A 26345-nucleotide genomic window follows, 5' to 3' on the forward strand; every position below is an offset into this window, starting at 1 on the left:
GAATCGTAAACTATCAATAGAAATTTAATCTTGTTTTTTATACTTTATTAAGGTAGAATGTCCTTTATGGAAATACATATGTTTATTTAAGAAGAACAGAGAGGCGGATATCATCATGGCTTGGCAAGGTTTAATGGAAGAATATAAAGAATTTTTACCTATAACAGAAAAAACTCCTAAATTATCATTACACGAGGGAAATACGCCTCTTATTAAACTAGATAACTTGTCAAAAGAACTAGGAATAGAACTTTACGGAAAAGTGGAAGGGGCAAACCCTACTGGATCATTTAAAGATCGCGGGATGGTATTTGCTGTAGCTAAAGCAATGGAAGAAGGGAGCAAATGCGTTATTTGTGCTTCTACAGGAAACACTTCCGCTGCCGCAGCTGCTTACGCTGCTCGTGCCGGGATAAAATCCGTCGTAGTGATTCCAAAAGGAAAAGTTGCGCTTGGTAAATTAGCCCAAGCTTGCATGTATGGTGCTAAAATTATTGAGATTGATGGAAACTTTGACGATGCATTACAAATCGTTCGGAAAGTCAGCGAAACAACACCTGTTGCATTAGTAAACTCGGTCAATCCATACCGTCTAGAAGGACAAAAAACAGCTGCCTTTGAAATTGTAGATGCCCTTGGTTCTTCTCCTGATATTTTATGTATTCCGGTTGGTAATGCAGGAAATATAAGTGCCTATTGGAAAGGATTCAAAGAATATAATAAAGTAAAGCAATCTGGTTTACCAAAAATGTACGGGTTTGAAGCAGAAGGTTCAGCGGCAATCGTACAAGGTACACCAATTGCTAATCCAGAAACAATTGCAACAGCGATTCGAATTGGAAATCCTGCGAGTTGGTCATTAGCAGAAGCTGCACGGGATGAATCAGGTGGAATTATTGACTCTGTAACAGATGAGGAGATTCTACATGCTTATCAATTGATTGCTAGTCGTGAAGGTCTGTTTGTAGAACCTGGATCCGCCGCTTCACTTGCTGGGGTTATTAAATCCGTGAAAAACGGAAAAATTCCCGTTGGTAGCAAAGTGGTAACAATCTTTACTGGTAACGGCTTAAAAGATCCAGATACCGCTATGCAAGTTTCTACAGTCGATTTAGTATCTTTAAAAAATGATGAGGAAGAAATTCGTCGATATATCGAGGGCGTTTTATGAGTAAAAAGTGGACAATTTCCATACCAGCAAGTACCGCTAATTTAGGGCCCGGTTTTGACTCAATAGGAATTGCGTTGGATAAATATTTAGATCTTGATGTAGAGGTTGCTACGGAGTGGAAAATCAATCATTTATCAGATAATTTACCCGTTATTCAAAATCCTGATGAGCATTTAATTGTCCAAGCTGCTCAAAAAACAGCGCAAATGCATGGGCTTACATTACCTGCTTGCCATTTAAACGTGACAAGTGAAATTCCACTTGCCCGCGGAATGGGGAGTAGTGCATCGGCTATTGTTGCAGGGATAGAAGTTGCTAACCAGGTACTAGATCTTCAGCTTACACCCCATGATAAATTGAAAGTAGCAACTTTAATAGAGGGTCATCCCGATAATGCTGCTGCTTCCATTTTTGGTGGATTTACTATTTCATCCTGTGCAGAAAATGGTGAAATCAACGTGTTTCATACTGCTAATATTGGCGCCGCTTTTGTTTTATTCATACCAAATTTCGAATTAAAAACAGAAAAAGCTAGAGATGCCTTACCGAATAGTTATACTCGTAAGATAGCTGCTCAAGCTAGCGCAACAGCAAACTTGTTAACAGCTGCACTCCTAACTCAGTCATTCGAACAAGCGGGAACGTATATGGAGCAGGATTTGTTTCATGAACCATATCGTCTAGACCTAATTCCTGAAAGCAGAGAAATTATCCTTGAGGCTAAGAAGGCTGGGGCATTTGGAACTTGCATAAGTGGTGCCGGGCCAACCCTTCTCTCCCTTGTTCAAAAAGGGACAGAAGAAAATTTTATCTCTAACTTAAATGGCAAGTTCCCTAACTTCGAACTCACCCAGGTTGGAATGAATATAACAGGAACAATAGTTTCTATCTATACAGAAGGCAGTGCAGCTAACTAACTGTGCCGCCTTTTTTCGTATCAATTATACTTTTAGCTGCTTAGCATTAATAATGAAAAAGTGGAAATTTCATGTATCGACCCAAACCTAATATTTCATAGTACTGACGTATTTACCGATCTTCCTCCAATCTTCCTCTATAAAATCTCTGTTAGAAGGACGATAAAAAACGGCAGCTGGATGATACGTTGGAATGATCCTATATTTTTCATCCGACCATATATACTCATCTCTTTCAAGTGAAGCTAAATGTCTCACCGCATGTTCAAGTACTTGTCCGTGCAAATTAGATACTTTCGCATCTTTGCCAAGTAGACGCTGCAACCCAACATTTCCTAATGTCACAAGGACTAGTGGTGCTATGTTTTTAATTTCAAAATCGAGTAATGGTGCATGCGCAGTAATTTCTTGCTTTGTCGGAGGACGATTATATTTTCTTTTTGTTATTTCACCATTTCTCATTTTTTTCTCTTTCCACATATACGGTCTACTTCTAACGGCACTGGTCATATAAACGTCATCTCTTGTAAGATTGACGCTTTTTAGAGATTTTTCTAGCTCATCTCCTGCTCTACCGATGAAAGGTATACCATGTATAGCTTCATTTTCTCCCGGCGCTTCTCCTATTAACAAAATTGCAGGATTTTTGGGACCTTTCCCTTTGACGAAGCCTTCTACAGGAAAACCTTCTATTCTTTTCATCCCAAGTGCAACTAAATCATCTGTCAACTCGAACAGCAAGATATGTCCTCCTCTAAAAAATCCTTCCCTGAAAAGGAAAGGATTTTACAATTTAATCTTTGGAACGTTTTTCTTACGGTATTCATACCACAATGCAACGATAACGAACCATGTATACCCTGCCAACCACCCCGCAAATACATCTGAGGCAAAATGTCGACTTTCTGCAATTCGAGATAAACCAATCATCATTGTTAGGAGTACAGCACCAAACCAAATAAACATACGAGTTTTTTTATCTGATTGATATTCTGTTAGAAAATATGCAACGGTGAATACATATAATAATCCGACCATTGCATGCCCAGATGGAAAACTAAAACTCTCTAGTTGATGCGGAACATCTGGTCGAGCCCGCTGTACCCATTTTTTTAATAATTGATTGAGCACATTTCCTACACCAACCGTAAACAATCCAAACAGCATGCCTCGATAGTTTTTCGAATGAATCCATAAATATGCAAATAATAGTAGCATAATAATAATTACAAATGCAGTTTCGCCTAAATAATGAAATGGAATGATAAATTGATTGCCACTAAGTAACCCCGACATTTTGTGATCAAGCGCAACCACCTCATCCTTAGTAAACGTTAAAAAGAAAGAAACAAAACCTAATAACGAGGCTAGTCCAAGCGGATAAAACCATTTTTTCATATAATCCCCTCCCTCTTCCATTAGAAAAAGTATAAGCTAGATATTCGTTATGTACAATGAAAAAGGATGGCTCCTTGATTAACCGATGTTGCTGCTCGATTGAGTGATTATGCCGAAAGATTGAGCGTTTCACCCAAAAAAGCAAAAATCCACGAGGAATTGCTCCCCGTGGACTTTTATTTCTTTCTTATTTCAATGCTTCTAGTACAGCATCAATTTTAGCATTCTCTGATTCAATACCGCCGCCCGACAAGTACCAAACTTCTGGATTTAAGTAATAGATTTTGCCATTTTTAGCCGCGTTTGTTTTACCAACAATGTCATTTTCAATTGCTGCTTTTGTACCTGATTCTCCTTCAGTTACTACTGCGTCTCGATCTACTACGAAAAGAATATCTGGGTTTTTCTCCAAAACGTATTCATACGAAACGCTTTGCCCATGTGTAGAAACTTCCAGGTTTTCATCAACGGCTTTTACACCATATGCATCATGGATTACACCGAAACGTGAACCAGGGCCATAAGCACTTAATTCACCTTCAGATGCAAGGACGATTAAAGCTTTATCATCTAAACTAGCTGTTTTTTCTTTTACTTCCACAAGTTTTGCATCAATTTTTTCTAATGCTGCAGTCGCTTCTGCTTCTTTACCGAATATTTTACCAGCTAATGCTGTATTTGCTTTAAATGAATTTACATAGTCAGCAGTGTTTAAACCAACAAAAACGGTTGGAGCAATTTTACTTAATTCTTCATATGCGTCAGCTTGACGACCGGAAATGAAAATTACATCTGGTTTCATTGCACTGATTGCTTCGAAATCCGGCTCTTTCAATGCGCCAGCATTTTTGTAAGTAGCTTCATCTGCATATTTGCTTAAGTATTTCGGTAAACTGCTTTGTGATACGGCAGTTACGTCAACTCCAAGTGAATCTAACGTATCTAGGAAACCGTAGTCAAATACAACAACTGTTTCAGGTTTTGCATCAAGTGTTACTTCTTTATATCCTTCTGGTTGTGCAATTGTTAATGGAAAAACAGAAGCTTCTTCTGTTGCTCCCTCTGTAGAAGCACCCTCATTTGCTTTTGAAGTATCTTCAGTTGCTTCATTTTTCGAACCACATGCAGCTAATAATAGTACTAGCATTGCAAAAATCACCGATAATAATTTCCAGTTTTTCATTTTTAAAATCTCCTTTTTTATGAATTAAAATATACACAGATTCTGCAACTATCCATTTCTTGAATTGGAATATCCATGTCATAAATCTCTTTTAAAGCATCTGAGTTAATAATCTCATGGGTTGGACCATCTTTGATCACACGTCCGTCTTTCAACGCAACAATATAATCCGAGTATACAGATGCAAAGTTAATGTCGTGCAATACAATTACAACCGTTTTCCCAAGCTCTGTTACAAGCTTTCGAAGAATCTTCATAATTTGAACAGAATGCTTCATATCCAAATTGTTTAAAGGTTCATCTAATAAAATATATTCTGTGTCTTGAGCAATAACCATCGCGATGAAAGCACGCTGACGTTGACCACCAGAAAGCTCGTCTAAGTAGCGATTTTCTATATCAGCTAAGTTCATATACTCAATTGCTTTGTCGACCATTTTTATATCTTCTGCATTTAAACGTCCTTTGGAATAAGGAAAACGTCCAAACGAAACTAACTCACGAATAGTTAAACGTACATTCATATAGTTCGATTGTTTCAAAATGGATACGCGTTTGGAGAAGTCGTTGGATTTCCATTTACGTACATCTGATTTATCTAATAAGACCTCACCAGTGTCCGCATCTAATAAACGACTCACCATTGACAAAAGTGTTGATTTTCCAGCTCCATTAGGACCAATAAACGAAGTAATTTTCCCCGACTGAATATTCACACTAACATTGTCCACTACTGGCTTTTTAGCAAAATACTTGGTTACCTCTTTTAATTGGATCATGTCGCAGCTCGACTCTCCTTTAATAACAAGTAGATGAAGTAAATTCCACCGAGAAAGTTAATAATTACGCTCAATGTAGTATCGAACGTGAAAATTCTTTCAACAATCCACTGGCCACCGATTAATGCAACTAAGCTCATTAAACTGGCTCCTATAATTAGTACCGAATGTTTGTATGTGTTAAAAAACTGATACGATAAATTCGCAACGATTAAGCCAAAAAATGTTATAGGCCCAACAAGAGCTGTAGAAGTAGCGATTAAAACAGCGGACAACACCAGCATACTTTTGACTATTTTATCGTAATCCACGCCAAGATTTATTGCATTGTCACGTCCTAGAGACAGTACATCCAACTCTCTAATAGTGCGCCAACCGTAAATAATGCTTAAGACTATAATTATCATCGCAAGCCAGACTAGGTCTCCATTTACGTTGTTAAAGCTTGCAAACATTTTATTCTGTAAGCTTGTAAATTCATTTGGATCAATGAGCACTTGAAGAAAAGTTGTAATGCTTCCCAAGAAGGTACCAATAATAATTCCAACAAGAAGTAAGAAATAAATTGGGCGTTTGCCGGCATTAAACAAAAAGCGATATAGCAATAATGCAAATACAATCATCGCTATAACAGAAATAAAGAAATTATAATTTTTGTTAATGACTAAAATAGACATCGAACCAAAAAAATAATAAATAAATGTCTGTACCAACATATAAAGCGAATCAAGACCCATTACACTCGGTGTTAAAATACGATTATGTGTGATTGTTTGAAAAATCACTGTGGAATAGGCAATCGCTACACCTGTGAGTGCCATCGCTAACACTTTAATCGCTCGACGTGGCAGCGCATAATCATAATTTCCATTCAATCCTTGAAATAAGTACAATGCTACACAGACTACGACCAGTGATACCAATAAGATCATTTTTCTGCTGTTACGCATATGCTTTCCCCCTAAACAATAGGAATAGGAAGATGGCACTTCCGATTACACCAACTGTCATGCTAATCGGAATTTCGTAAGGGAAAATTAGCACCCGTCCTAAAATGTCACATACCAACAAGAATATGACTCCAAGCAATGCCGTATGTGGTAGTGTTTTTTCTAAATGATCCCCTTTAAATATCGATACAATATTAGGAATGATTAAACCTAAAAACGGGATCATCCCAACTGTTAGAACAACCGTAGTTGAGATTAAAGCGACTAATACCAAACCTAAGTTCATAACTCTTTTGTAAGATAAACCAAGATTTTTTGCAAAATCCTCACCCATCCCAGCAACAGTAAAACGATTAGCATAAAAATAGGCAATTATTAATACAGGTACACTTATGTACAATAATTCATATCTGCCTTTCAAGATCAAGGAAAAGTCCCCTTGTAGCCAGACAGTAATATTTTGAACAATGTTTGATTTGTAAGCAAAAAATGTTGTTATCGAAGACAAAATGTTTCCGAACATTAGACCAACAAGTGGAATAAAGATGGCATCTTTAAACTTTATTCGATTAAGTATTTGCATAAACAGCAATGTACCAGCTAAAGCGAAGATAAATGCAAAAGTGAGCTTCTGCATATAGGTCGCATTTGTAAATACGATCATCGAGATTAATATTCCTAAGCGAGTAGCATCTAGCGTTCCTGCCGTTGTTGGAGATACGAACTTATTTCTACTTAAACTCTGCATGATTAACCCTGCAATACTCATCCCTGCTCCTGCAAGTATGATGGCGATAAGCCTTGGTATACGGCTAATCAGAAATATTTGCGTATTTTGAGATGTAAAATCTAACAAATCAATTGGTGAAATTCTCGTAACACCAACAAAAAGAGATAAGAGAGAAAGCGCGACTAGTGCAATTACAAGATATCTTTTTTTCATAACTATCCTCATCATTCTATTTGCGAAATAATGATAGTGAAAATCATTATCATTTAATCACAAGTTCTATTATAGCACCCTGGGTTTACAAGTCAACCATTAATGAAAATGATTATCAATTGATGATATATATGTAATTTTGTCCATTTATATTCCAGTAATTAACCTTACTATAAGAATGCATTTAAAACAAAAAGACTGCTTACAACTGTCGATTTTTCACGACAATTACAGCAGTCTTTTTTGGCACTTAAGTTAATCAGATGGAAGTCGCACTATCAATAACTTCTTGTGGAATAACAATTTCTTTCATCTTATTAAAGTTGGAAAAGTCAGATTTAACATTTTGTTTCATATTCATCTTTTCTCCATCAATCGTCATATCCATATCTAAAACCATATCTACTTTATTTGTTTGAAATGATTTCTTATTGATATGAATTAAGTAGTTTATGGAATTAATGTTCATATCTATATTTCCTTCTTCTCCACTAATACTTTGAAGCGCTTCATCTACTTGTGCTTTTACCAACTCTGTAAATTTTTCTCCAGAGGCTTGTAAGGATAAGATATAGTTATCATCGTCTTGTTCGAAGGTAAAATCATCTAAATAATTTTGAATTACTTTCAGCTGATTTGTCGGATTCGATTGATCTGTTGCACTCATTGTACTCATCAGTTGATCCATCATTTCCTTTGGGAATTTCATCCATTGGCCCGATGTTTCTTCATACATATAGAAAGCATCTTTTGTAATATAACTTTCTATCTTAATATCTTGTGCTTCCAAACTCTGATCATCCGACTGCATGCTTGTCGTCCCTGTTTGATGAATCTGCATTGGATCTACTATATAATCCATCTCCAAAACGGAACTAACATCCAAATTCATATCTTGAGCAGGCAAATGCATCGTTTGCTTCATATCTAATTTTGCTTTCACACTTTTCAGTTCTTCTGATACTTTTAGTGACTTATTATACACTTCTTGAAGTGTTAACTTACTCGTCTCCGTTACATCCTTATCTTTTACGGGGGCAGCTGTCTCATTACACGCTGCTAAACCTAATGCTAATGTGGCTACAGCTAATAGTGTGGTCCATTTCTTCATCTCGTTTATCATCCCTTCTTTTCAGATAATAACTTTACGAGGAAGACTACGGAAAGGTTTCATTTATTTTCTATTATCTTACTCCACGCATATATTTTTGGATTAGAGGAGTGAAAAAGTATAATAATAATCCTAGAATAAGCGCGAGAACTCCGATTACTCCAAAATACACAATCTCATTTTCAGGCGTATATAGTTTTACCACTTGCGCATTGATTGCTTGAGCAGATGCATTTGTTAAAAACCATAAACTCATTGTTTGTGCTGCAAATGCAGCAGGTGCAAGTTTGGTCGTTGCGGATAAACCAACTGGAGAAAGAAGTAATTCCCCAAGAACAACTAAAAAGAAACTTAACACTAGCCAAAATGGGTTAACAAGCGATTCTGTTCCGTTTAAATATGCTGGGATGATCATAACGATAAAGGACAGACCTGCAAAAAATAATCCATACGCAAACTTTCTAGGTGTGGATGGCTGTCTATTACCCAATTTTACCCATAGCCATGCAAAAACTGGTGCAAGTGCAATGACGAAAAGTGGATTCAGCGATTGGAACCATGCAGGTGAAATCTTATATGAACCAATCATTAAATTTACTCGTTCATCTGCGTATAGAGCTAAAATATTCGATCCTTGTTCTTGAATAGCCCAGAACATCATTGCGGCAACAAATAATGGAATATAAGCAAGTAATCTCGACTTTTCATCTGCAGAAGTTTTCCCACTTCTATACATCACAATAAAATAGAGAGTCGGAATAACAATACCTAAAATAGAAACCGTCATCGTGAAAACATCAATTGTCATAATTCCCTGTTGGACTAAGATGAATCCAACTATTAATACTAATAGGATAGCAATACCAATTCGTGTCAGAACTTTCTTTCGTTCTTCTTTAGACATTGGGTTTGGTACATACGAGCCTGCTAATCCAAGATACTTTTTCTTTGTCATCATAAAAACAATTAATCCAAGAGCCATACCTATTGCTGCAATTCCAAATCCTAAATGGAAATTGTATTCAAGACCAATTGTTCCAACGATTAAAGGTGCTATAAAAGCCCCTGCATTAATACCCATATAAAAAATACTAAAGCCTGAATCACGACGTACATCATCTTTTGAATACAAATCTCCAATAATGCTTGAAATATTCGGTTTTAACAGACCAGTTCCAATTATGATTAAAGCCATTGAAAGAAATAATGGTGTCATACCACCAGGAAATGCCAATACAATGTGCCCAAACATAATAAGAAGACCACCGACAAATACCGTTTTAATATTTCCGAAAATTCTATCCGCAATCCAGCCTCCAATTATTCCAGACATATAAACAAGAGAGCCGTATACAGCCATGATCGAATTGGCAGTGGTTTTATCAATTCCTAAACCACCTTGCGTCACTTCGTAATACATATAGTAAATTAAAATCGCACGCATTCCGTAATAGGAAAACCGCTCCCAAAACTCCGTGAAAAATAACGATAATAGACCTTTTGGATGTCCAAAAAAGCCTTTTTGCGGCACCGATTGTACTATCTCTTCTTTTGTTGCCATACTACTACCTCTTTTCTATTTTAGAAAAACACAAGGCGACAGATTAACTGCGACGAGCTTGTGCTAAAGCAATTAATGCCTTGAGCCTAAGTTTTAATAAGAAACATGCTATATATTTCCCTCTTTCTCCTGTCAAAAAACATTAACTTAATATTTCTGTATTTTCAACTAGTAAACACAGGACTATAAGTATTTTTTTCTCAAAAAAGGAACAATGAACTATTTCATTTAATTAATACCACCATCCAATGCTTCAGTAAATTAAGCCCATTACGCAAGTCAACTACTCATTTTTTCAAGAATTCTACAATATCTTATTTCCTGATGGACGTAAATACATATAATTGAATTCATTATATTTCGACTTCCGACATTTTTCTGTATAATAGTCGTTGTGACACAGGGAAGGAGTAGATTTTGTGTTAAAAAAGTTTTTTTCATTTTACAAGCCTCATAAGCGATTATTCATTATTGACTTTAGTAGCGCAGTATTCGTAGCAATACTAGAGCTTGCATTTCCGGTAGCCGTTCAATGGTTTATCGATAAATTGTTGCCGACTGGTGATTGGAATATGATCGTGAAGATTGGTATTTTGCTATTACTTGTCTATATTTTAAGTACATTTCTCAATTATGTGGTTAGTTATTTAGGGCATAAACTAGGCATTAATATTGAAACAGATATGAGACAGCAATTATTCAATCATGTACAGAGACAATCATTCCGTTTTTTTGATAATACAAAAACTGGTCATATAATGAGTCGCATTACGAATGACTTATTTGATATTGGAGAGCTTGCACATCATGGTCCAGAGGATTTATTCATCGCAATCATGACACTCATCGGTGCATTTATTATTATGTTCAATATCAATCCAGAGCTCGCACTAATTTCAATTATTATGGTACCGTTCCTAGCGATTGTTGCAACATACGGAAATATTATGATGAACAAAGCATGGAAAAACATGTATGGTAAAATCGCAGACGTCAATGCTCGAGTTGAAGATAGTGTATCTGGCGTGCGAGTGGTGCAATCATTTACAAACGAAAACTTTGAAATTGCTCGTTTTCAAAAAGATAATGGACAATTCCGTTTAGCCAAGCTAGTAGCTTATAAGGTAATGGCCCGAACACATTCGAGTATTTATATGATGACTCGCCTTGTAACATTGGTCGTACTTGTAGTGGGGGCATGGTTTACAGTTAAAGGTAAATTGACACCCGGCGAGCTTGTAGGATTTATCCTTTATGTTAATGTGTTAATTAAACCAGTCGATAAAATTACGGCCCTACTTGAGTTATATCCGAAAGGCATGGCAGGATTTAAACGGTTTTTAGAACTAATGGAGCAGGATCCTGAGATTAAAGATCGGCCAAATGCTTTGAAAGTATCTCATTTAAATGGTGATATTGAATTCGATAATGTAGGCTTCGGATATGATAATCATAGGTCTGTCTTAGATAATATTAACTTATCCGTAAAAGCTGGAGAAACTGTTGCATTCGTTGGTCCATCAGGGGCAGGGAAAACGACTATCTGCTCGCTAATCCCGCGTTTTTATGATGTGAATACTGGCGCTATATCGATTGATGGATTGAATATTCAAGACATTGCCATGGAGTCTTTACGCGCACAAATCGGGATTGTGCAGCAAGACGTATTCTTATTCACTGGGACGATTCGCGAGAATATTGCATATGGGAAAAAGGATGCTCCTGAAGAAGAAATTCAAGATGCAGCAAGAAAAGCGCATTTAGAAAGCTTCATCGCAGCGCTTCCAGAAGGTTACGATACACAAATCGGCGAACGAGGTCTTAAACTATCTGGCGGACAAAAGCAACGTTTAGCGATTGCTCGCATGTTCTTGAAAAATCCACCAATATTAATTTTGGACGAGGCTACATCAGCTCTTGATACAGAAACAGAGAAAATTATTCAACATTCCCTAATGGAGCTTGCGGAAAATCGAACCACTCTTATTATTGCACATCGATTAGCAACTATTCGTGATGCAGACCGAGTAATTGTAGTAACCGAAGATGGTATTGCAGAAGACGGATCCTATAATGATTTAGTGGAACAAGATGGCATTTTCGCTAGACTGCATAATATACAGTTTCAGGAAGTTTAACGAGTAAAAGCTGCTCCGCATAGTGCGTGGAGCAGCTTTTTATTTGGTTTTGGTTCAGGTGTAGGCTTGGTGCTCTCGTATCGGCCGGGAGTGCTCTCATGCGAGGCCTTCTCGCTCTCGCAACGGAATTTACTGCTCATAATAAAGAACTATGGAAACAATCGAAAGTCCTTTTTCTACTGTTTCCGTAGCCGAGTTAGTTATTTATCAAATATAAACTTTTGAAAACGATCATAATCAGCTTTTTTTAATTCGACTTTAACAAGCGTACCTTCTTCTTCATACGAAGTAGATTTAACGGATGCATGTTCATTCAGATAGGATACGATATCTCCTCGATCAAAAGGTACAAGCATTGAGCAGCTTACAAAATCGGAGAAAATATGATTTTTGATGATTTCTAGCAATTCATCTAATCCCGCACCTTCTTTTGCAGAAATCCATATATTATCTCCTGAAACGTATGGATACTTCATTTCCGCAAGGTCTGATTTATTGTAGACAAAAATAGTAGGGACATCCTTTACTCCAACAGCAAGCAGCGTTTCATTCGTAACATCCATCATGTAACGGTGTTCGTCGTTGGAAACGTCCACTACATGCAAAAGTAAATTAGCATCACGTGCTTCTTCTAGGGTTGAACGGAATGCCTTCACCAGATGATGTGGAAGTTTGCTAACGAATCCTACAGTATCGGTTAGTAAAAACTCTTTTTGGTCAACTAATTTTATTTGTCTTACAGAAGTTTCTAGTGTTGCGAATAGCATGTCCTTTTCAAATACTTGTTTCGATTCTTCTTGTCCCACTTTATTGAGTAGTTGGTTCATAATTGTCGATTTACCAGCATTCGTATATCCAACTAAAGAAACGACCGGAATGGCATTTTTCTTTCGTTGCTTTCGTTGAGTTTCTCGTTGATCTTTTACATGTTCAAGCTCTCGTTTTAACTTAGCAATTTGGTCTTCAATTTTACGTCTATCTAGTTCTAGCTTCGTTTCCCCTGCACCACGGTTTTTAAATCCGCCGCCGGTTCCCCCTCCTTGTCGACCTAGTGAAGCACGAAGACCGACTAGTCGAGGCAACATGTATTGAAGCTGCGCTAATTCTACTTGCATTTGAGCTTCGTTCGATTTTGCTCGTCGTGCGAAAATATCTAAAATAAGCATTGTCCGGTCAATAACTTTGCAATCCAAGTCTCTTTCTAAATTTCGAATTTGAGATGGAGACAATTCGTCATTAAATATAACGAGATTTGCACCAGCTTCTTCGTAGAAATTTTTAATTTCTTCTACTTTTCCAGTCCCTACGTAGTGAGATGAGGTTACTCTATTTAAATTTTGCGTTACTTCCCCCACAACCTCTACATTTAACGCTTCTGCTAAGTTGTGTAATTCCTCTAATCCATATTCAAAATGCTCATCATGCTTCAGATTAACCGCAACAACGACAGCCTTTTCATTTAATTCATCCAAAATAATTCCCCCTCTTAACAAAAACGATAAGTTGCTTGTTCATATATAATATCTTCTTTTATATCCGAAGCCCTAATTTGAATACTTCCAAGTCTTTCTTTCGTTCCATTTTCTAACTTTTTGAATACTAATTGTGTATTTAATAAGAGCAATGTCTGTTCATCTTGTTCTATTAAATCAAAATACTTTTTCCACTTATCAATTACTTCCCGTGGTTTCCCCACATGAAACTCACAAGTAGTAATAGATAGATCTAAATTACTACCATCTATTGTGCATTCGTCTTGCAGTAATTGGTAGCGTTCTTCATCACTTTCTTCCCACTCAATAAAGAAAGGAGATGGAAGCACATCATTTATTTCTTCTTTTACAAAAAGCATTTTCCATTTGCGCACTAAGCCACTTGTCGTTTTTCTTTCAGCATGTAAAACACCGGACGTTTCTATACCTTTTTCTTCGAGTTGCAGGCATAGTTCGTCAATTGTCGAAGTACGGATACATATTGTCCCAAAGCCAGGTCCTGTTTTCAAATCATGAAGAAATAAATGGATTAATGGATGATTGACTTGGAATGCAACGGCCTCATGCTCTAGCGCAAGCCATTCAATATAGCTATTTTTTGTATACAGAAGGGCATTATTCGTACCCCATTGTACATGCTGTCCCCCAACTACTGCGTGAAATCCTTTTGCGCACCAATCCTCCACTACATCTTTTGGAGTTTTTGTTACATGATGTACAATATGATCTAAATACATGTATACACCTCTTTTCCTCTCTTATTATGGATGACCTTTCAAGAAACAAAAAGAGGTGACGTTTAAAAGTCGCCACCTCTTTTGACAATTTCCCGGGAAATGTGTCGACTACATGGTATACTTCTGTTTTTTCTTTCGACATCTCCCGTAGAAGGAACTTTTGAATTTTACCGGATGCCTTCAGTGGGATAGGATTCGATAAATTCGATGTGTTTTGGTATTTTATGATGTGATATTTTCCCATGCAACTCTAACAGGTGTATGTAATCGCCAACTTGCTGTCCGTTGTTAACTACATTCTGATACGTGAGAGATAGCCCGTTTGAATGTTAGTCCCTTTCATTTTATTCTATCACAAAATTCTGATGAGATAGTCTTTTCCATTACCAATTGACAGTCGTTAAATACATGGTAAAATCCTAATTACTTTAGTGCTTCGAAGCGTTGAATCATTAAAGCTGAAAAAAAGAAATAAAACTTGGGAGGATTTACAATGTTTCGCATTCGATCGACAATAACTCCTTCATTTATGGAGGCAGCATTGCTTATTTTGACGATTATCACCATAATGGCTGTTTGTATTATTAAATTTGATGCCGTTCCACATATGCCTATTTTGCTAGCAATTTTACTACTTATCACGTATGGTCTGTGTAAAAAAGTACCTTACAAAAAATTAGAAGAAGGTCTGGTAGAAGGTTCGAAAGCAGGACTTGGCGCAATTTTTATCTTTTTCTTTATTGGGATTCTCATTAGTAGTTGGATGATGGGTGGAACAATTCCAACGCTGATATACTTAGGATTTCAATTTATTTCTCCACACTTTTTCTATGCAATCGCATTTCTTGTCACATGTATTATCGGTTTATCCATCGGGAGCTCATTAACAACGGTCGCAACAGTTGGTGTTGCATTTATTGGGATGGCGAGTGCTATGGATATCTCTTTAGCCATTACTGCTGGCGCAATTGTTTCTGGTGCTTTTTTCGGCGACAAGATGTCACCTTTATCGGACACCACAAATCTTGCATCAGCTATCGTGCATGTAGATTTATTTGAACATATTCGAAATATGGGTTGGACGACCATTCCAGCATTCTTCATTTCCCTTGTTGGATACGGTATTTTATCACCAAATAATGAAATCCAAAAACTGGACCAAATCAATAACTTTCAAGACGGGCTCCTACAAACAGGGATGATCCATTGGTATACATTACTACCACTTGCTTTACTCGTCGTACTTTCTTTTAAAAAGGTACCTGCTATTATGGCGCTTGCTTTAACTTCCATTGCAGGTATACTCGTTTCTTATTTCCATCACCATTTTGCCTTTGGAGAAGTGTTAAATATATTATTCAGCGGCTACACATCTAATACAGGAATTGAAGTAATTGACTCACTGCTCTCTCGTGGTGGTATGAATAGTATGATGTTCACTATATCCCTTGTACTACTTGCTTTAAGCATGGGCGGCCTTTTATTTACACTTGGCATCGTGCAAAGTTTGCTGATGAAAGTGGAGAGTTTATTAAAGAGTGTAGGGGCTGTGATTACTGCAGCTGCGTTTACTGCAATAGGTGTGAACACATTAATAGGCGAACAGTATTTATCAATTTTATTGACAGGAGAAACGTTCCAAGCACAATTTCAAAAAGTTGGTTTAACGAATAAAAACTTAGCACGCGTGATGGAGGACGCAGGTACAGTCGTAAATCCTCTTGTCCCATGGAGTGTATGTGGCATATTTATAACGAATGTACTGGCTGTATCAACGATTGACTATTTGCCATTCGCGTTTTTCTGCTTGCTTAGTCCGATACTTACTATTTTGTTTGGTTGGACAGGTAAAACATTAACTTATATTGAGGAGAAATAGGTTCCTTTTTTGTATTTTCCAACTAAGTGTTCTGTTTTTCCAACTAAGACTTCACTTTTTCCAACTAACCTAGAATCTTGAAGTTGTGATACACTATTTTCAAGTATCTTACGAAAAAGAAGGCGAATTTTATGGAATTTCAAGAAATGAAAGAATATATGATCGAACAAATTTTAAATAAGCAGTTGATCGCTGCAACCATCAGTCAACCACGTGCAAAGTCTAACGAAGTAAAGCGTGTGAAATTAAAACCACTGGAAATAAAAAATATATATCATATCCAAATTGAATTTCAATACGAACGTATTTTAAAACATGAAAATATTCCATTAAAAGACTTTGCTGAGTCACTGGAAAACCTATTTGACCAATTCCGTCAAATGCATGCTGATTTCACAACAGAAAAAGTACAAGTTCAGCTTTCTAAGAAAAATAAAGTAATGTGGAAATCAGAGAAAATGGAATCTGCAAAAATAGTGAATCTATCACATAATCGTAAAAAGAATTATCTTTTAGATGAAGATACAGCCTATCCTTTTCTTATTCGTTTAGGTGTGCAAACAGCTGAAGGGAAAGTTAAAAAGCAGAAGCATGATAAATTTAAGCAAATTAATCGTTTTGTGGAGTTTATTGACGATGCACTTGCCCACTTACCAAAAGATAAACCTGTACGAATTCTTGATTTCGGATCCGGGAAATCATATTTAACCTTTGCGCTTTATCATTATTTAAAAATTGAAAAGGGTCTTGATATCAGAGTAACCGGCCTTGATTTGAAAAAAGAAGTAATTGAGGAATGTGCCCAAATTGCAGATGACTTAGGCTATGATCAACTCGAATTTTTGGTTGGAGATATTAATGATTACAATGATGAATCGGCTGTGGATATGGTTGTCACGCTACATGCTTGTGATGTCGCAACAGATATGGCTCTAGCACGCGCCGTAAAATGGGGAGCAAGTGTCATATTAAGCGTTCCCTGTTGCCAGCACGAACTAAATACACAACTAAATGCATTAGGACTCGACATCATGTTAAAACATGGCCTTATTAAAGAACGCTTTGCAGCACTTGCAACAGATTCCATTCGAGCTGAAATCCTGAATATGGTCGGCTATGAAGCGCAGCTAGTGGAGTTTATCGACTTGGAAAATACACCGAAGAATATACTCATACGTGCTTATAAAACCGGTAAAAAGCCAACATCTGAACAATTCGAAAGCTATAAACAGTTCAAGCAAATGCTAAACGCAGAGCCATTTTTGGAGAATGAACTAAGAGAATATCTATAAGAGTACCTGTTTCTTGCAATATTATTCATGTGAGAAACAGGTGCTTTTTATAAAGTAACGTCTCGTCTCAATAGACAAAAATAGTTTCCGTAAATTTTGATAGGAGTTGAACATATTGAAAGAACCGACTTTGAAAAAAGTAGCATATGGTGCCGCTATGGCTATTGCTATCATCTTAGTTCATTTTATCAATGCAAGAATGTACACAATGCCTCCGATTTTCGCAATATTTTTAGCAATTTTCTTCACCTACTTAGGCATTTCTGTCATAAAAAAATACGACAAGTTCGATCAGAAAATCTCAAGAACCAAATATAATCTATTAAACGCACTAGTCGTATTTGTTCTCTTCATTGCTTATTATACAATTGCACAATAAAAGGTCGTCTCCAAGTGGGACGACCTTTGTCTTACAATTCTTGTCTTAAAGCTTGAATCACATCAATTTTCGTTGCTTTTCTTGCTGGTCTCCATCCAGACACCATTGCCACTCCGATACTAATAACAGATGCGATCACCACAAGTTGCCAAGGTATCAATGAGAATTTAATCGATAAGTCTTGCAACTTATCCTCACCTAATGCCGCTCCAACAACCATCGGCAATATCCAGTTCGACAGGAAACTAACCACATATGAAATAATCACTGCAAGTACTGTACCAATAATACCAATCCAAGCACTTTCCATTAAGAACAAGCGCTGAATCAGTTTCGGACTAGCCCCAATTGCTTTCATGACACCAATTTCACGAGTTCTTTCAGTTACGGCCATTGTCATTGTATTAAATATACCAATCGATGAAATTAACACAGCAATCGTCCCTACAAAGATTAAACCAATTTTAAATGCCATGAAAAAGACATCTAATTGCTCTAATTGTTCTGATACCGAATAAACGCTATAGCCCATTTTCTTTAATTCTTCTGTCACTGATTTCACATGCTCTAAGCTAGACGTATAAATTTTTGTTTGCGTATTAAACAAATCCGACTCTATTACTGCTTCTTCTGCATTGGCAACATACATATCCTTAAACTTATCTTTCCATGATTCATCCAATAACACATTTGTATCGACGATCCAATCTTTTGCCGATTTTTCAGTTATCCCTACAATTGTAAAATTATATTTCTCGGGAAACACTTCTTCTGTATCATATGACTTAATTGCCATTGTAATTGTTTTTCCAATTAAGGAATCCTTGTAACCTCCCATTGGTTTGGCTGTATCTGCCGTACCTTGGCTTTGCTCCATTTCTTTACGTTCAGCATCATTTAATAAATTCTGTGCAAACTGATACCCTACAATTATTTCATTTGCCTTAGTAGGCATCTTTCCTTCTGACAACTTAAGATTCGACTTTTTTTCTTCCTCAAAATTTGTGAGTAGCATATTTGTTTCTATGGAACGATCTTCTATCTGAGAAAATGCAAGTGCATCCATGCGAGTTCTTTGGACGATTGCATGCACATGCTCTATCCCTTTAATTTTGGTAATATCAAGTGATTCACCTTCATTTTGATACACTTCCACTTCTGTAATCGCTTGATCTTCTAATATTTCTTTACGCATGGTATCTTGAATGCCAAACCCAATGGAAGCAAGGACGATTAGAAATGCACAGCCCATCGTTGCAGCGAGTACAGTCATAAATACACGGAGTTTATTCTTTTTAATGTGTTGACGTACAAAATCGACTTGATCTTTAAATAACATGATTTGTATCTCCCTTCACTAATTCGCCGTCACGCATTCTAAATTTACGATGCGCAATACTTGCAACCTCTTCATCGTGTGTAATTATGACAAAAGTGACACCCAGTGTTTGATTGAGATTTTGAATTAGTAACAAAATATCCTGCTCCGTTTCTGAGTCCAAACTTCCTGTTGGTTCGTCAGCAAATAGAATTGGTGGATTTGTAATAAGCGCACGCGCAATACTAACACGTTGTTGCTGTCCTCCAGATAACTCATTTGGATAGTGGTCCGCCACTCCCTCTAGCCCTACTTTTTTCATTAGTTGCTTCACACTTGCTAATCTTTCCTTGGAAGGTACTCCTTTTAATTTAAGTGGCAGCTCCACATTTTCAAATGCCGTTAAACCTGGCATCAGTTGAAAGTTTTGAAAAATGAAACCGAAATTGTTTAATCTAAACTGCGCTCTCTCTGTTTCATTCAAGTACGCTGTTTCCTGTCCATTAACAGTGATGGAGCCATTTTCCGGGTTCATAAAACCCGCTATTGTATGTAGTAACGTAGATTTTCCCGAGCCGCTTTTCCCTACAATTGCTACGATTTCCCCTTCTTGTACTTCAAAGGATAATCCTTTTAATACAGGAACTTTCTTTTCCTTCCCTTTTTTCCCTATTAGAAATGTATGATTGACGTTCTGTACTTGTATCATTTATTTTCTCCTTCCGTATTGCTACTTAGTTAGTGTACCGTTTGTTTCTTAACATTTAAGAAGGATAATAATGAAGAATTTCTTAAGAAATATTGTTTTTGTTAAATCAAACTTTCCGCACCAGTCGCCCGTCTAATAATTAATACGTAATCGCGATACGGGGAAAAGGAGTATATCTATGTCATGACGAAAAAAGAAAAATTTCAGCTAGTTGAAAACTATATAGTAGAAAATCAAAATGCACATTACCGGTTAGCATTTAGCTATGTAAAAAACAAGGAATCTGCATTAGATATTATTCAGGAAAGTATTATGAAGGCTCTGCGCTCCATCGATTCCCTTGAGGAAATTCACTATTTAAAAACGTGGTTTTATCGAATTCTAATTAACACGTCGATTGACTTGATTCACAAAAATAAACGAGTAATTGTAGTAGAAGATAATGTACTGGATTTTCATCTTCCAGTGCATGAAAACGAAATTCCTGATATTGATTTATATGAGGCAGTTGACCATTTACCTCCGGTTTATAAAACGATTATTATTCTTCGCTTTTTTGAGGATATGAAAATTGAAGACATTGCAACAACCCTTGGAGAAAACACGAATACTATTAAAACAAGATTATATGCAGCACTGAGGAAATTACGATCCAATATGGAAGAGAAGGTGGATGTATGAGTAAGTTAAATGATTCTAAAAAACAGTATGACGACATTGAAATTCCAGAAGAGTTATCACAAGTAGTTCAAACCTCCATTCGAAAAGCCCAAAAAAAGCAACCAAAAAATAAACCAATCAAACAGTGGGGAATCGGCATAGCAGCAGCGGCAACGTTATTTATTACAAGCGTGAACATAAGTCCTGCATTAGCCCAATCCCTTTCCACTGTCCCTGTCCTTGGTTCAATTGTTCAGGTTGTAACTTTACAAGAAATTCAAGTTGCTAAAGACACTTATAATGCAGAGTTAAAAACACCAGGTGTAACTGGACTCGAAAATAAAGAATTAGAAAAAACGTTAAATGAAAAATACATTGCAGAAAACGAAGCTCTGTATAAAGACTTTCAAAAAGATATGAAAGTGATAGAGGCAGAGGGTGGTGGCCATCTAGGAATGGAATCTACGTATGAAGTAGTGACTGACACAGATGATATTCTGTCGATAAGCCGTTATGTAGTGAATACAGTTGGTTCATCGTCTACCACGATGCGAACAGATACAATCGATAAGAAAAATGAGATTCTCATCACATTGCCGAGCTTATTTAAAGACGATCAATATATAGAAGCCATTTCTACTTATATTAAAGAAGAAATGATCAAGCAAATGGCGGCGGATGAAGATATTACTTACTGGGTTGGTAGCGAAGCAGATTTTGAATCCTTCGAAGAGATCCGCCCAGACCAAACTTTCTCTATTACAAAAGATCACAAGCTGACAATTTCTTTTGATAAATACGAAGTGGCTCCTGGTTATATGGGCGTCGTTACATTTGAGATTCCAACAGAAGTGATTGAATCTAATTTAATAAGTAATTATTATATTAAATGAAGTAGAAGTGTATTATGAGCTAAATTGTAATTCGATTAGTTGGCTTCAATATCCACAAAGCATTCATTCAATTCAAAAAACCTGCTACTTATCACAATCTGTGAGAAGTAGCAGGTTTTTAATTTAGGATGGAATCGGAGTATCAGTTGGTGCTGCATATCCTTCTTTATATGCTTCATCAATTGCTTTTCTAATTTCTAGAAGAGACTTTCCTTGTTGTACCATGTTGATCGACATGACTGCAGTATCAAGGCAAGCTTGGCAGCGTGTTCCATGATCATCCCATACGACGTCTCCATTTTCTTTTATCTCATGAACGAAGCAGTTAAAATTACTTAGATGACCAGCGCTATCTCCACAACCACAGTAGCAAGGGATCCATTTCAAGATATTGTTTGCTTTTGCCGCAGCTTGGTAGACAAGTTTCATATCTTCAGATTGATTGTCTAAAAATGTTGGTATTACCTCAGCTGATGCAGTTGTCTCTTGTAAGTCTCCATTTGTTAAATGCGCAATATGATTTTCGTGGTCTGCATGATTTTCTTTCGCCTCTTTCTGGCCACATGCAGATAGGACTAATAAAGCACTAACAAATATGAATAATAATTTTTTCATATTATAAACTTCCTCTTTCGATTAAATCATTTTTTCAGGTCGTACGATTTCATCAAACTTTTCAGCAGTTAGTAGCTCTAATGCCACAGCTGCTTCCTTCAATGTCGTTCCATTTTTATGTGCATACTTTGCAATTCTCGCAGCATTTTCATACCCGATATATGGATTTAAGGCAGTTACGAGCATTAATGAGTTGTTCACATGATGTTGAATCGTTTCCAAATTAGGCTCAATTCCAATTGCACAATTGTTATTAAAACTAATGATGGCATCACTTAATAAACCAACTGACTGTAAAAAATTATGAATGATTACTGGTTTGAAAACATTCAACTGATAATTCCCTTGGCTTGCCGCAAAACTAATCGTAGTATCGTTCCCCATTACTTGAGCAACTACCATCGTCATCGCTTCACTTTGAGTTGGGTTCACTTTACCAGGCATAATGGAGCTACCCGGTTCATTTTCAGGAATAGAAATTTCCCCAATACCTGAACGTGGGCCACTTGCAAGCAAGCGAACATCATTTGCGATTTTCATTAAATCTGCTGCAAGTGCCTTGACTGCTCCGTGTACATATACAACATCGTCATAACTTGTTAAGGAGTGGAATTTGTTTTTAGCAGAAGTGAATTCAATTCCTAATGCTTTGGAAATTTCAGCGGCAACTAAATCACCGAATTCCTTTGGAGCATTTAGACCTGTCCCCACTGCAGTTCCACCAATCGCCAACTCTTTCATGTCTTGCACACTTTGCGATATCATTTTCGCTGATTTTTCTAGCATTCTATGCCAACCACTGAATTCTTGTCCAAGCGATAAAGGCGTTGCATCCTGTAAATGCGTACGACCGATTTTCACGATATCCATGAATTGCGCTGATTTTTTCCCAAGCGTTTCTTTTAACACATCAATTGCTGGTAAAAGCTTTTTTTCTACTGCAAGTACACCAGCAATATGAAGTGCTGTCGGGAACGTATCATTCGAACTTTGTGATTTGTTAACATCATCATTCGGATGAAGAAGCTCCTCACTCCCTTTTTCTTTAAGGATTTGATTACCACGATGAGCGATCACTTCATTCACATTCATATTCGATTGTGTGCCACTACCTGTTTGCCAAACAACTAACGGGAAATGTGCATCTAGTTTACCTGCAAGAATTTCATCCGCTGCCGTGGAGATAGCATCCCTTTTAGCTTCGGATAAATTGCCAAGTGAATGACTTACAATTGCGGCAGATTTTTTTAGTAGGGCAAGACCATGAACAACACCAATTGGCATTTTTTCATTGCCGATTTTAAAGTTTTCTTTCGATCTTTGCGTTTGGGCTCCCCAAAGACTTTCTTGTGGAACTTTAACTTCTCCCATAGAATCATGCTCCATACGATAAGACATTTTTCTCCATCCCTTCTTATTGCTACTCGTTGTTTTTTCCATCATATCGTTCATGATGTTCTTCTACAATAAAAGTGGCTTCGCGGAATCATTCAACTCCATACTTTGACATTATTCCGGTAACCAAAGTTATTCTCTATATACAAGAGTCAGTTGGCATTACTTATTACCATCTAAACTGTTTATTCTTTAATATGTCGATTAAAGCATCTACAACGACAGGTTTAAATTGTGTGCCTTTTCCTTTTTCAAGTTCTTTCACAGCTTCCTTTATAGACAAAGCCTTCTTATACACTCTATCTGTTGTCATCGCGTCAAAAGCATCAACAACTGAAACAATGGAAGCTTCAAGCGTAATTTCTTCTCCTCTTAGACCATAAGGATATCCTTTTCCATCATATCTTTCATGATGCTGTTCAACTATAAATGCACTATCTTCCAACCATTTTACTGAATGGTTTCGCATAATTTCCGCACCTTCTGTCGTATGGGTTTTCATGATTTCCCATTCTTCCGAAGTTAGTTTTCCAGGTTTGTTTAATATTTCTATAGGTATAACTCGTTTGCCGATATCATGAAAATAAGCTCCCCACCTAAGTCTACTCAGACTTTCTACCGGTAACTTAAGATAATTCCAAACTTCTAACGAGTAATCTTTAATACGATTGCAATGCATATAGGTATAACCGTCAATTTCTTCGATTACATCCGCCTCTTTTTGAAGAAGTTTCGATTCGAAAAAACTTGGTTCAAATTTTTCAAAATTCATTTTAATGAGAATCTCTGCCTCTGTTTCACCATAGAACGAAATAATATTTTCATATTTAGACGCATCGATCGTTTCTCCGATTTCTATTATGCGTCTCATCCCTTCATATTCCATTTCTAATGTCCCATCGAGAAGTGTATAAGATTCTATTACTTCATCACTATCTCCCATATCGTATTTCACCCAAAAAGTACTGTTATTGTGCAATGAAAAAAGGGCATTCGACAAACCATCCCATCTTCCAAGCAAAATAACATTTGCATAGCCTAAACGAAGTACAGGATAACCATTTTGTTCGTAATTACGGTAAGATTGATTTTTCGGTTTACTCATATGTACCTCCATAGGTCATTTTGTCGAAAATCGATGAAATACTGTTAATTTCATTATAACAAGTAGTTTAAATTTTTACACTAGCACAATATCTTGAGAAGAAAGAACAAGCTTACATAAAAAAAAGCCGAAACGCATAATTGCGTCCGGACTTTTTTACTTATTATTCTACTTAACTTCTTCTATGTTAACTAATTGCTCTGCTGGTTGTTTAAGGTTTGCCTGCTTCACTTCTTGTGTTAGTTGTTCAATGCTTGGACGAATATTTCCTTTTCCAGCGTAGTTCTCAAGCATTTCTTTTACATCTATCCCTGAAGACGCTTTTAATGTTTCTTGTAGTGTAGACATTAAATTAGTTGCATAAGAGGTGATCTTGTTTGCCCCTCCGCCTTCTCCACTTCCTGTGTCCACTACTGTAATTTTGTCGATGTTGGAAAGCGGACTTGCAATTTGTTTCGCATATTCAGGCAACATGTGAACAATCATATCTAGCACTGCTGCTTGCCCATACATTTCAAATGCTTCGGCAATTTTACGTTTTGCCTCTGCTTCTGCAAGACCTTTTAATCGAATAACATCTGCTTCTGATTCCCCTTGCGCTCTTTGTGAATCTGCTTTTGCAAGTCCGTCTAAACGTACTTTTTCTGCATCTGCTTTTGCTTTCGCTTCAATTCGATACTTCTCTGCGTCTGCTTCTGCCATTTCACGAGACTTTGCAGCTGCAGCATTTTGTTCAATTGCATAGCGGTCCGCATCTGCTTTTTTCTTTACTTCAGAATCATATTGCTTCTCACGACGTAGTATCTCTTTTTCTTCTAATTCAATTTGCTTTTGACGTTCAATAATTTGAATTTGCATTTCTTGTTCAGTAACTTCTTGTTTCGATTTTGCAGTTTGTAATTCATATGCTTGGTCAGCACGTGCTTTTGCAACGTCTTGCTCCCTGCGATACTCTGCTACTTTTAGTTGGTTCTCTTTTTCCGCTTCCGCAATTTCAGTTGCTCTTTCTATCTCAGCACGCTGCGCATCCTTTGAAGCCTCCGCACGTTTTATGCGTGTTTCTTTTTCTGCTTCTGCCGTAGCGATGTCTGCATCTCGTTTTACTTGAGCAATTCTTGGTTTTCCAAGAGAATCTAAATAGCCATTTTTATCTCGAACATCTTTAATAGTAAAAGAAACGATGATTAGACCCATCTTCGCTAAGTCTTGAGAAGCAACACGTTGAACTTCCTGAGAAAACTTGTCACGATTTTTATAAATTTCTTCAACTGTCATAGAACCTAATATAGAACGCAAATGGCCTTCTAATACTTCCTTCGCTTCGTTTTCCCGATCTGCTTTTGATTTCCCTAGAAATTGTTCCGCCGCAGTTGCAATCTCAGAAATAGAACCACCAATTTTTATAATAGCTGTTCCGTCAGCCATCACCGGAACCCCTTGCTCCGTATATACTTCTGGTGTTGTAACCTCTAATTTGCTCGATAATAAGCTAAGTGGTTGGGCTTGTTGAAATACCGGATAGACAAATGTACCTCCACCACGAATGATCTTAATACGGTTTCCAGAGTCGTCTGTATGTACATTTTTCGACCCTAAATAACTTCCTGTTACGATTAAAGCTTCATCTGGTCCAACTGTTCGGTACTTTGTCACATACACCGCAAGCATTATTACTATAACAAACACAACGACCCCAATTACGATTAAAAGACCCATATC

The 26345-nt window shown here is 36.9% G+C and carries 24 protein-coding genes; 8 read left to right on the top strand and 16 right to left on the bottom strand.

Going from position 1 to position 26345, the window contains the following annotated elements:
- Positions 1–115 precede the first annotated feature (115 nt).
- On the top strand, positions 116–1171 hold the full coding sequence (thrC, locus tag PB01_RS17985; RefSeq protein WP_151701445.1) for a threonine synthase: 1056 nt from the start codon (positions 116–118) through the stop codon (positions 1169–1171).
- On the top strand, positions 1168–2088 hold the full coding sequence (gene thrB / locus PB01_RS17990) for a homoserine kinase (protein ID WP_151701446.1): 921 nt from the start codon (positions 1168–1170) through the stop codon (positions 2086–2088). The genes thrC and thrB overlap by 4 nt, the downstream gene beginning before the upstream one ends.
- Before the next feature lie 87 nt (positions 2089–2175).
- Here the strand turns inward: thrB and PB01_RS17995 are convergent, their stop codons facing one another.
- The 8 genes from PB01_RS17995 to PB01_RS18030 all read right to left on the bottom strand — a co-directional run bounded on the left by PB01_RS17995 (position 2176) and on the right by PB01_RS18030 (position 10013).
- Entirely contained in the window at positions 2176–2790 is a 615-nt protein-coding gene (locus PB01_RS17995) for a uracil-DNA glycosylase (protein ID WP_151702110.1), read from the bottom strand.
- Positions 2791–2874: 84 nt separating this feature from the next.
- Positions 2875–3486, bottom strand: a complete 612-nt coding sequence (locus PB01_RS18000; protein WP_151701447.1) for a phosphatase PAP2 family protein — start codon at positions 3484–3486, stop codon at positions 2875–2877.
- Positions 3487–3673: 187 nt separating this feature from the next.
- Complete coding sequence (locus PB01_RS18005) at positions 3674–4669, bottom strand: siderophore ABC transporter substrate-binding protein (protein ID WP_151701448.1); 996 nt, start codon at positions 4667–4669, stop codon at positions 3674–3676.
- Positions 4670–4686: 17 nt separating this feature from the next.
- Entirely contained in the window at positions 4687–5448 is a 762-nt protein-coding gene (locus PB01_RS18010) for an iron ABC transporter ATP-binding protein (RefSeq protein WP_151701449.1), read from the bottom strand.
- The gene (locus PB01_RS18015; protein WP_151701450.1) at positions 5445–6398 is read right to left on the bottom strand and encodes an iron chelate uptake ABC transporter family permease subunit; all 954 of its coding nucleotides are present in this window, start codon (positions 6396–6398) and stop codon (positions 5445–5447) included. Before PB01_RS18015 ends, PB01_RS18010 begins: the two co-directional genes overlap by 4 nt.
- Positions 6391–7341: an ABC transporter permease gene (locus PB01_RS18020; RefSeq protein ID WP_151701451.1), complete on the bottom strand. Its 951-nt coding sequence runs from the start codon at positions 7339–7341 to the stop codon at positions 6391–6393. The genes PB01_RS18015 and PB01_RS18020 overlap by 8 nt, the downstream gene beginning before the upstream one ends.
- A 259-nt stretch (positions 7342–7600) precedes the next feature.
- Entirely contained in the window at positions 7601–8452 is an 852-nt protein-coding gene (locus PB01_RS18025; protein WP_151701452.1) for a DUF6612 family protein, read from the bottom strand.
- Between the two features lie 73 nt (positions 8453–8525).
- Positions 8526–10013: a peptide MFS transporter gene (locus PB01_RS18030; protein WP_151701453.1), complete on the bottom strand. Its 1488-nt coding sequence runs from the start codon at positions 10011–10013 to the stop codon at positions 8526–8528.
- Between the two features lie 419 nt (positions 10014–10432).
- Here PB01_RS18030 and PB01_RS18035 point away from each other — a divergent pair, with 419 nt between their 5' ends.
- Complete coding sequence (locus tag PB01_RS18035; protein WP_151701454.1) at positions 10433–12151, top strand: ABC transporter ATP-binding protein; 1719 nt, start codon at positions 10433–10435, stop codon at positions 12149–12151.
- A 200-nt stretch (positions 12152–12351) separates the two neighbouring features.
- On the opposite strand, the gene hflX is transcribed toward PB01_RS18035, so the two are convergent.
- Together hflX and PB01_RS18045 are read right to left on the bottom strand one after the other, a co-directional pair.
- Positions 12352–13623: a GTPase HflX gene (gene hflX / locus PB01_RS18040; protein ID WP_151701455.1), complete on the bottom strand. Its 1272-nt coding sequence runs from the start codon at positions 13621–13623 to the stop codon at positions 12352–12354.
- Between the two features lie 14 nt (positions 13624–13637).
- Entirely contained in the window at positions 13638–14381 is a 744-nt protein-coding gene (locus tag PB01_RS18045) for a VOC family protein (RefSeq protein WP_151701456.1), read from the bottom strand.
- A 493-nt stretch (positions 14382–14874) separates the two neighbouring features.
- Here PB01_RS18045 and nhaC point away from each other — a divergent pair, with 493 nt between their 5' ends.
- The 3 genes from nhaC to PB01_RS18060 all read left to right on the top strand — a co-directional run bounded on the left by nhaC (position 14875) and on the right by PB01_RS18060 (position 17931).
- On the top strand, positions 14875–16260 hold the full coding sequence (gene nhaC / locus PB01_RS18050) for a Na+/H+ antiporter NhaC (protein WP_151701457.1): 1386 nt from the start codon (positions 14875–14877) through the stop codon (positions 16258–16260).
- Between the two features lie 131 nt (positions 16261–16391).
- Positions 16392–17552: a class I SAM-dependent methyltransferase gene (locus tag PB01_RS18055; RefSeq protein WP_151701458.1), complete on the top strand. Its 1161-nt coding sequence runs from the start codon at positions 16392–16394 to the stop codon at positions 17550–17552.
- A gap of 115 nt (positions 17553–17667) precedes the next feature.
- A complete protein-coding gene (locus PB01_RS18060) occupies positions 17668–17931 on the top strand; it encodes a hypothetical protein (RefSeq protein WP_151701459.1) in 264 nt (87 codons plus the stop codon).
- Between the two features lie 31 nt (positions 17932–17962).
- Here PB01_RS18060 and PB01_RS18065 read toward each other — a convergent pair whose 3' ends face one another.
- Both PB01_RS18065 and PB01_RS18070 read right to left on the bottom strand, forming a co-directional pair.
- The gene (locus PB01_RS18065) at positions 17963–19270 is read right to left on the bottom strand and encodes an ABC transporter permease (protein ID WP_151701460.1); all 1308 of its coding nucleotides are present in this window, start codon (positions 19268–19270) and stop codon (positions 17963–17965) included.
- Positions 19260–19958: an ABC transporter ATP-binding protein gene (locus PB01_RS18070; protein WP_151701461.1), complete on the bottom strand. Its 699-nt coding sequence runs from the start codon at positions 19956–19958 to the stop codon at positions 19260–19262. Before PB01_RS18070 ends, PB01_RS18065 begins: the two co-directional genes overlap by 11 nt.
- A gap of 183 nt (positions 19959–20141) precedes the next feature.
- Between PB01_RS18070 and PB01_RS18075 the strand changes: the two genes are divergently transcribed.
- Both PB01_RS18075 and PB01_RS18080 read left to right on the top strand, forming a co-directional pair.
- Entirely contained in the window at positions 20142–20639 is a 498-nt protein-coding gene (locus PB01_RS18075; RefSeq protein ID WP_151701462.1) for an RNA polymerase sigma factor SigV, read from the top strand.
- Positions 20636–21511, top strand: a complete 876-nt coding sequence (locus PB01_RS18080) for an anti-sigma-V factor RsiV (RefSeq protein ID WP_151701463.1) — start codon at positions 20636–20638, stop codon at positions 21509–21511. Before PB01_RS18075 ends, PB01_RS18080 begins: the two co-directional genes overlap by 4 nt.
- Before the next feature lie 123 nt (positions 21512–21634).
- Here PB01_RS18080 and PB01_RS18085 read toward each other — a convergent pair whose 3' ends face one another.
- From PB01_RS18085 to PB01_RS18100, 4 genes are all read right to left on the bottom strand, one after another.
- On the bottom strand, positions 21635–22126 hold the full coding sequence (locus PB01_RS18085) for a PCYCGC motif-containing (lipo)protein (RefSeq protein WP_151701464.1): 492 nt from the start codon (positions 22124–22126) through the stop codon (positions 21635–21637).
- A gap of 21 nt (positions 22127–22147) precedes the next feature.
- Complete coding sequence (gene fumC / locus PB01_RS18090; protein ID WP_151702111.1) at positions 22148–23524, bottom strand: class II fumarate hydratase; 1377 nt, start codon at positions 23522–23524, stop codon at positions 22148–22150.
- A 166-nt stretch (positions 23525–23690) separates the two neighbouring features.
- A complete protein-coding gene (locus tag PB01_RS18095) occupies positions 23691–24626 on the bottom strand; it encodes an HD-GYP domain-containing protein (RefSeq protein WP_151701465.1) in 936 nt (311 codons plus the stop codon).
- Positions 24627–24794: 168 nt separating this feature from the next.
- The gene (locus PB01_RS18100; RefSeq protein WP_391209974.1) at positions 24795–26342 is read right to left on the bottom strand and encodes a flotillin lipid rafts scaffold protein FloT; all 1548 of its coding nucleotides are present in this window, start codon (positions 26340–26342) and stop codon (positions 24795–24797) included.
- Between the last annotated feature and the right edge of the window lie 3 nt (positions 26343–26345).

The organism is Psychrobacillus glaciei (assembly GCF_008973485.1).
GTDB classification, from domain to species: domain Bacteria; phylum Bacillota; class Bacilli; order Bacillales_A; family Planococcaceae; genus Psychrobacillus; species Psychrobacillus glaciei.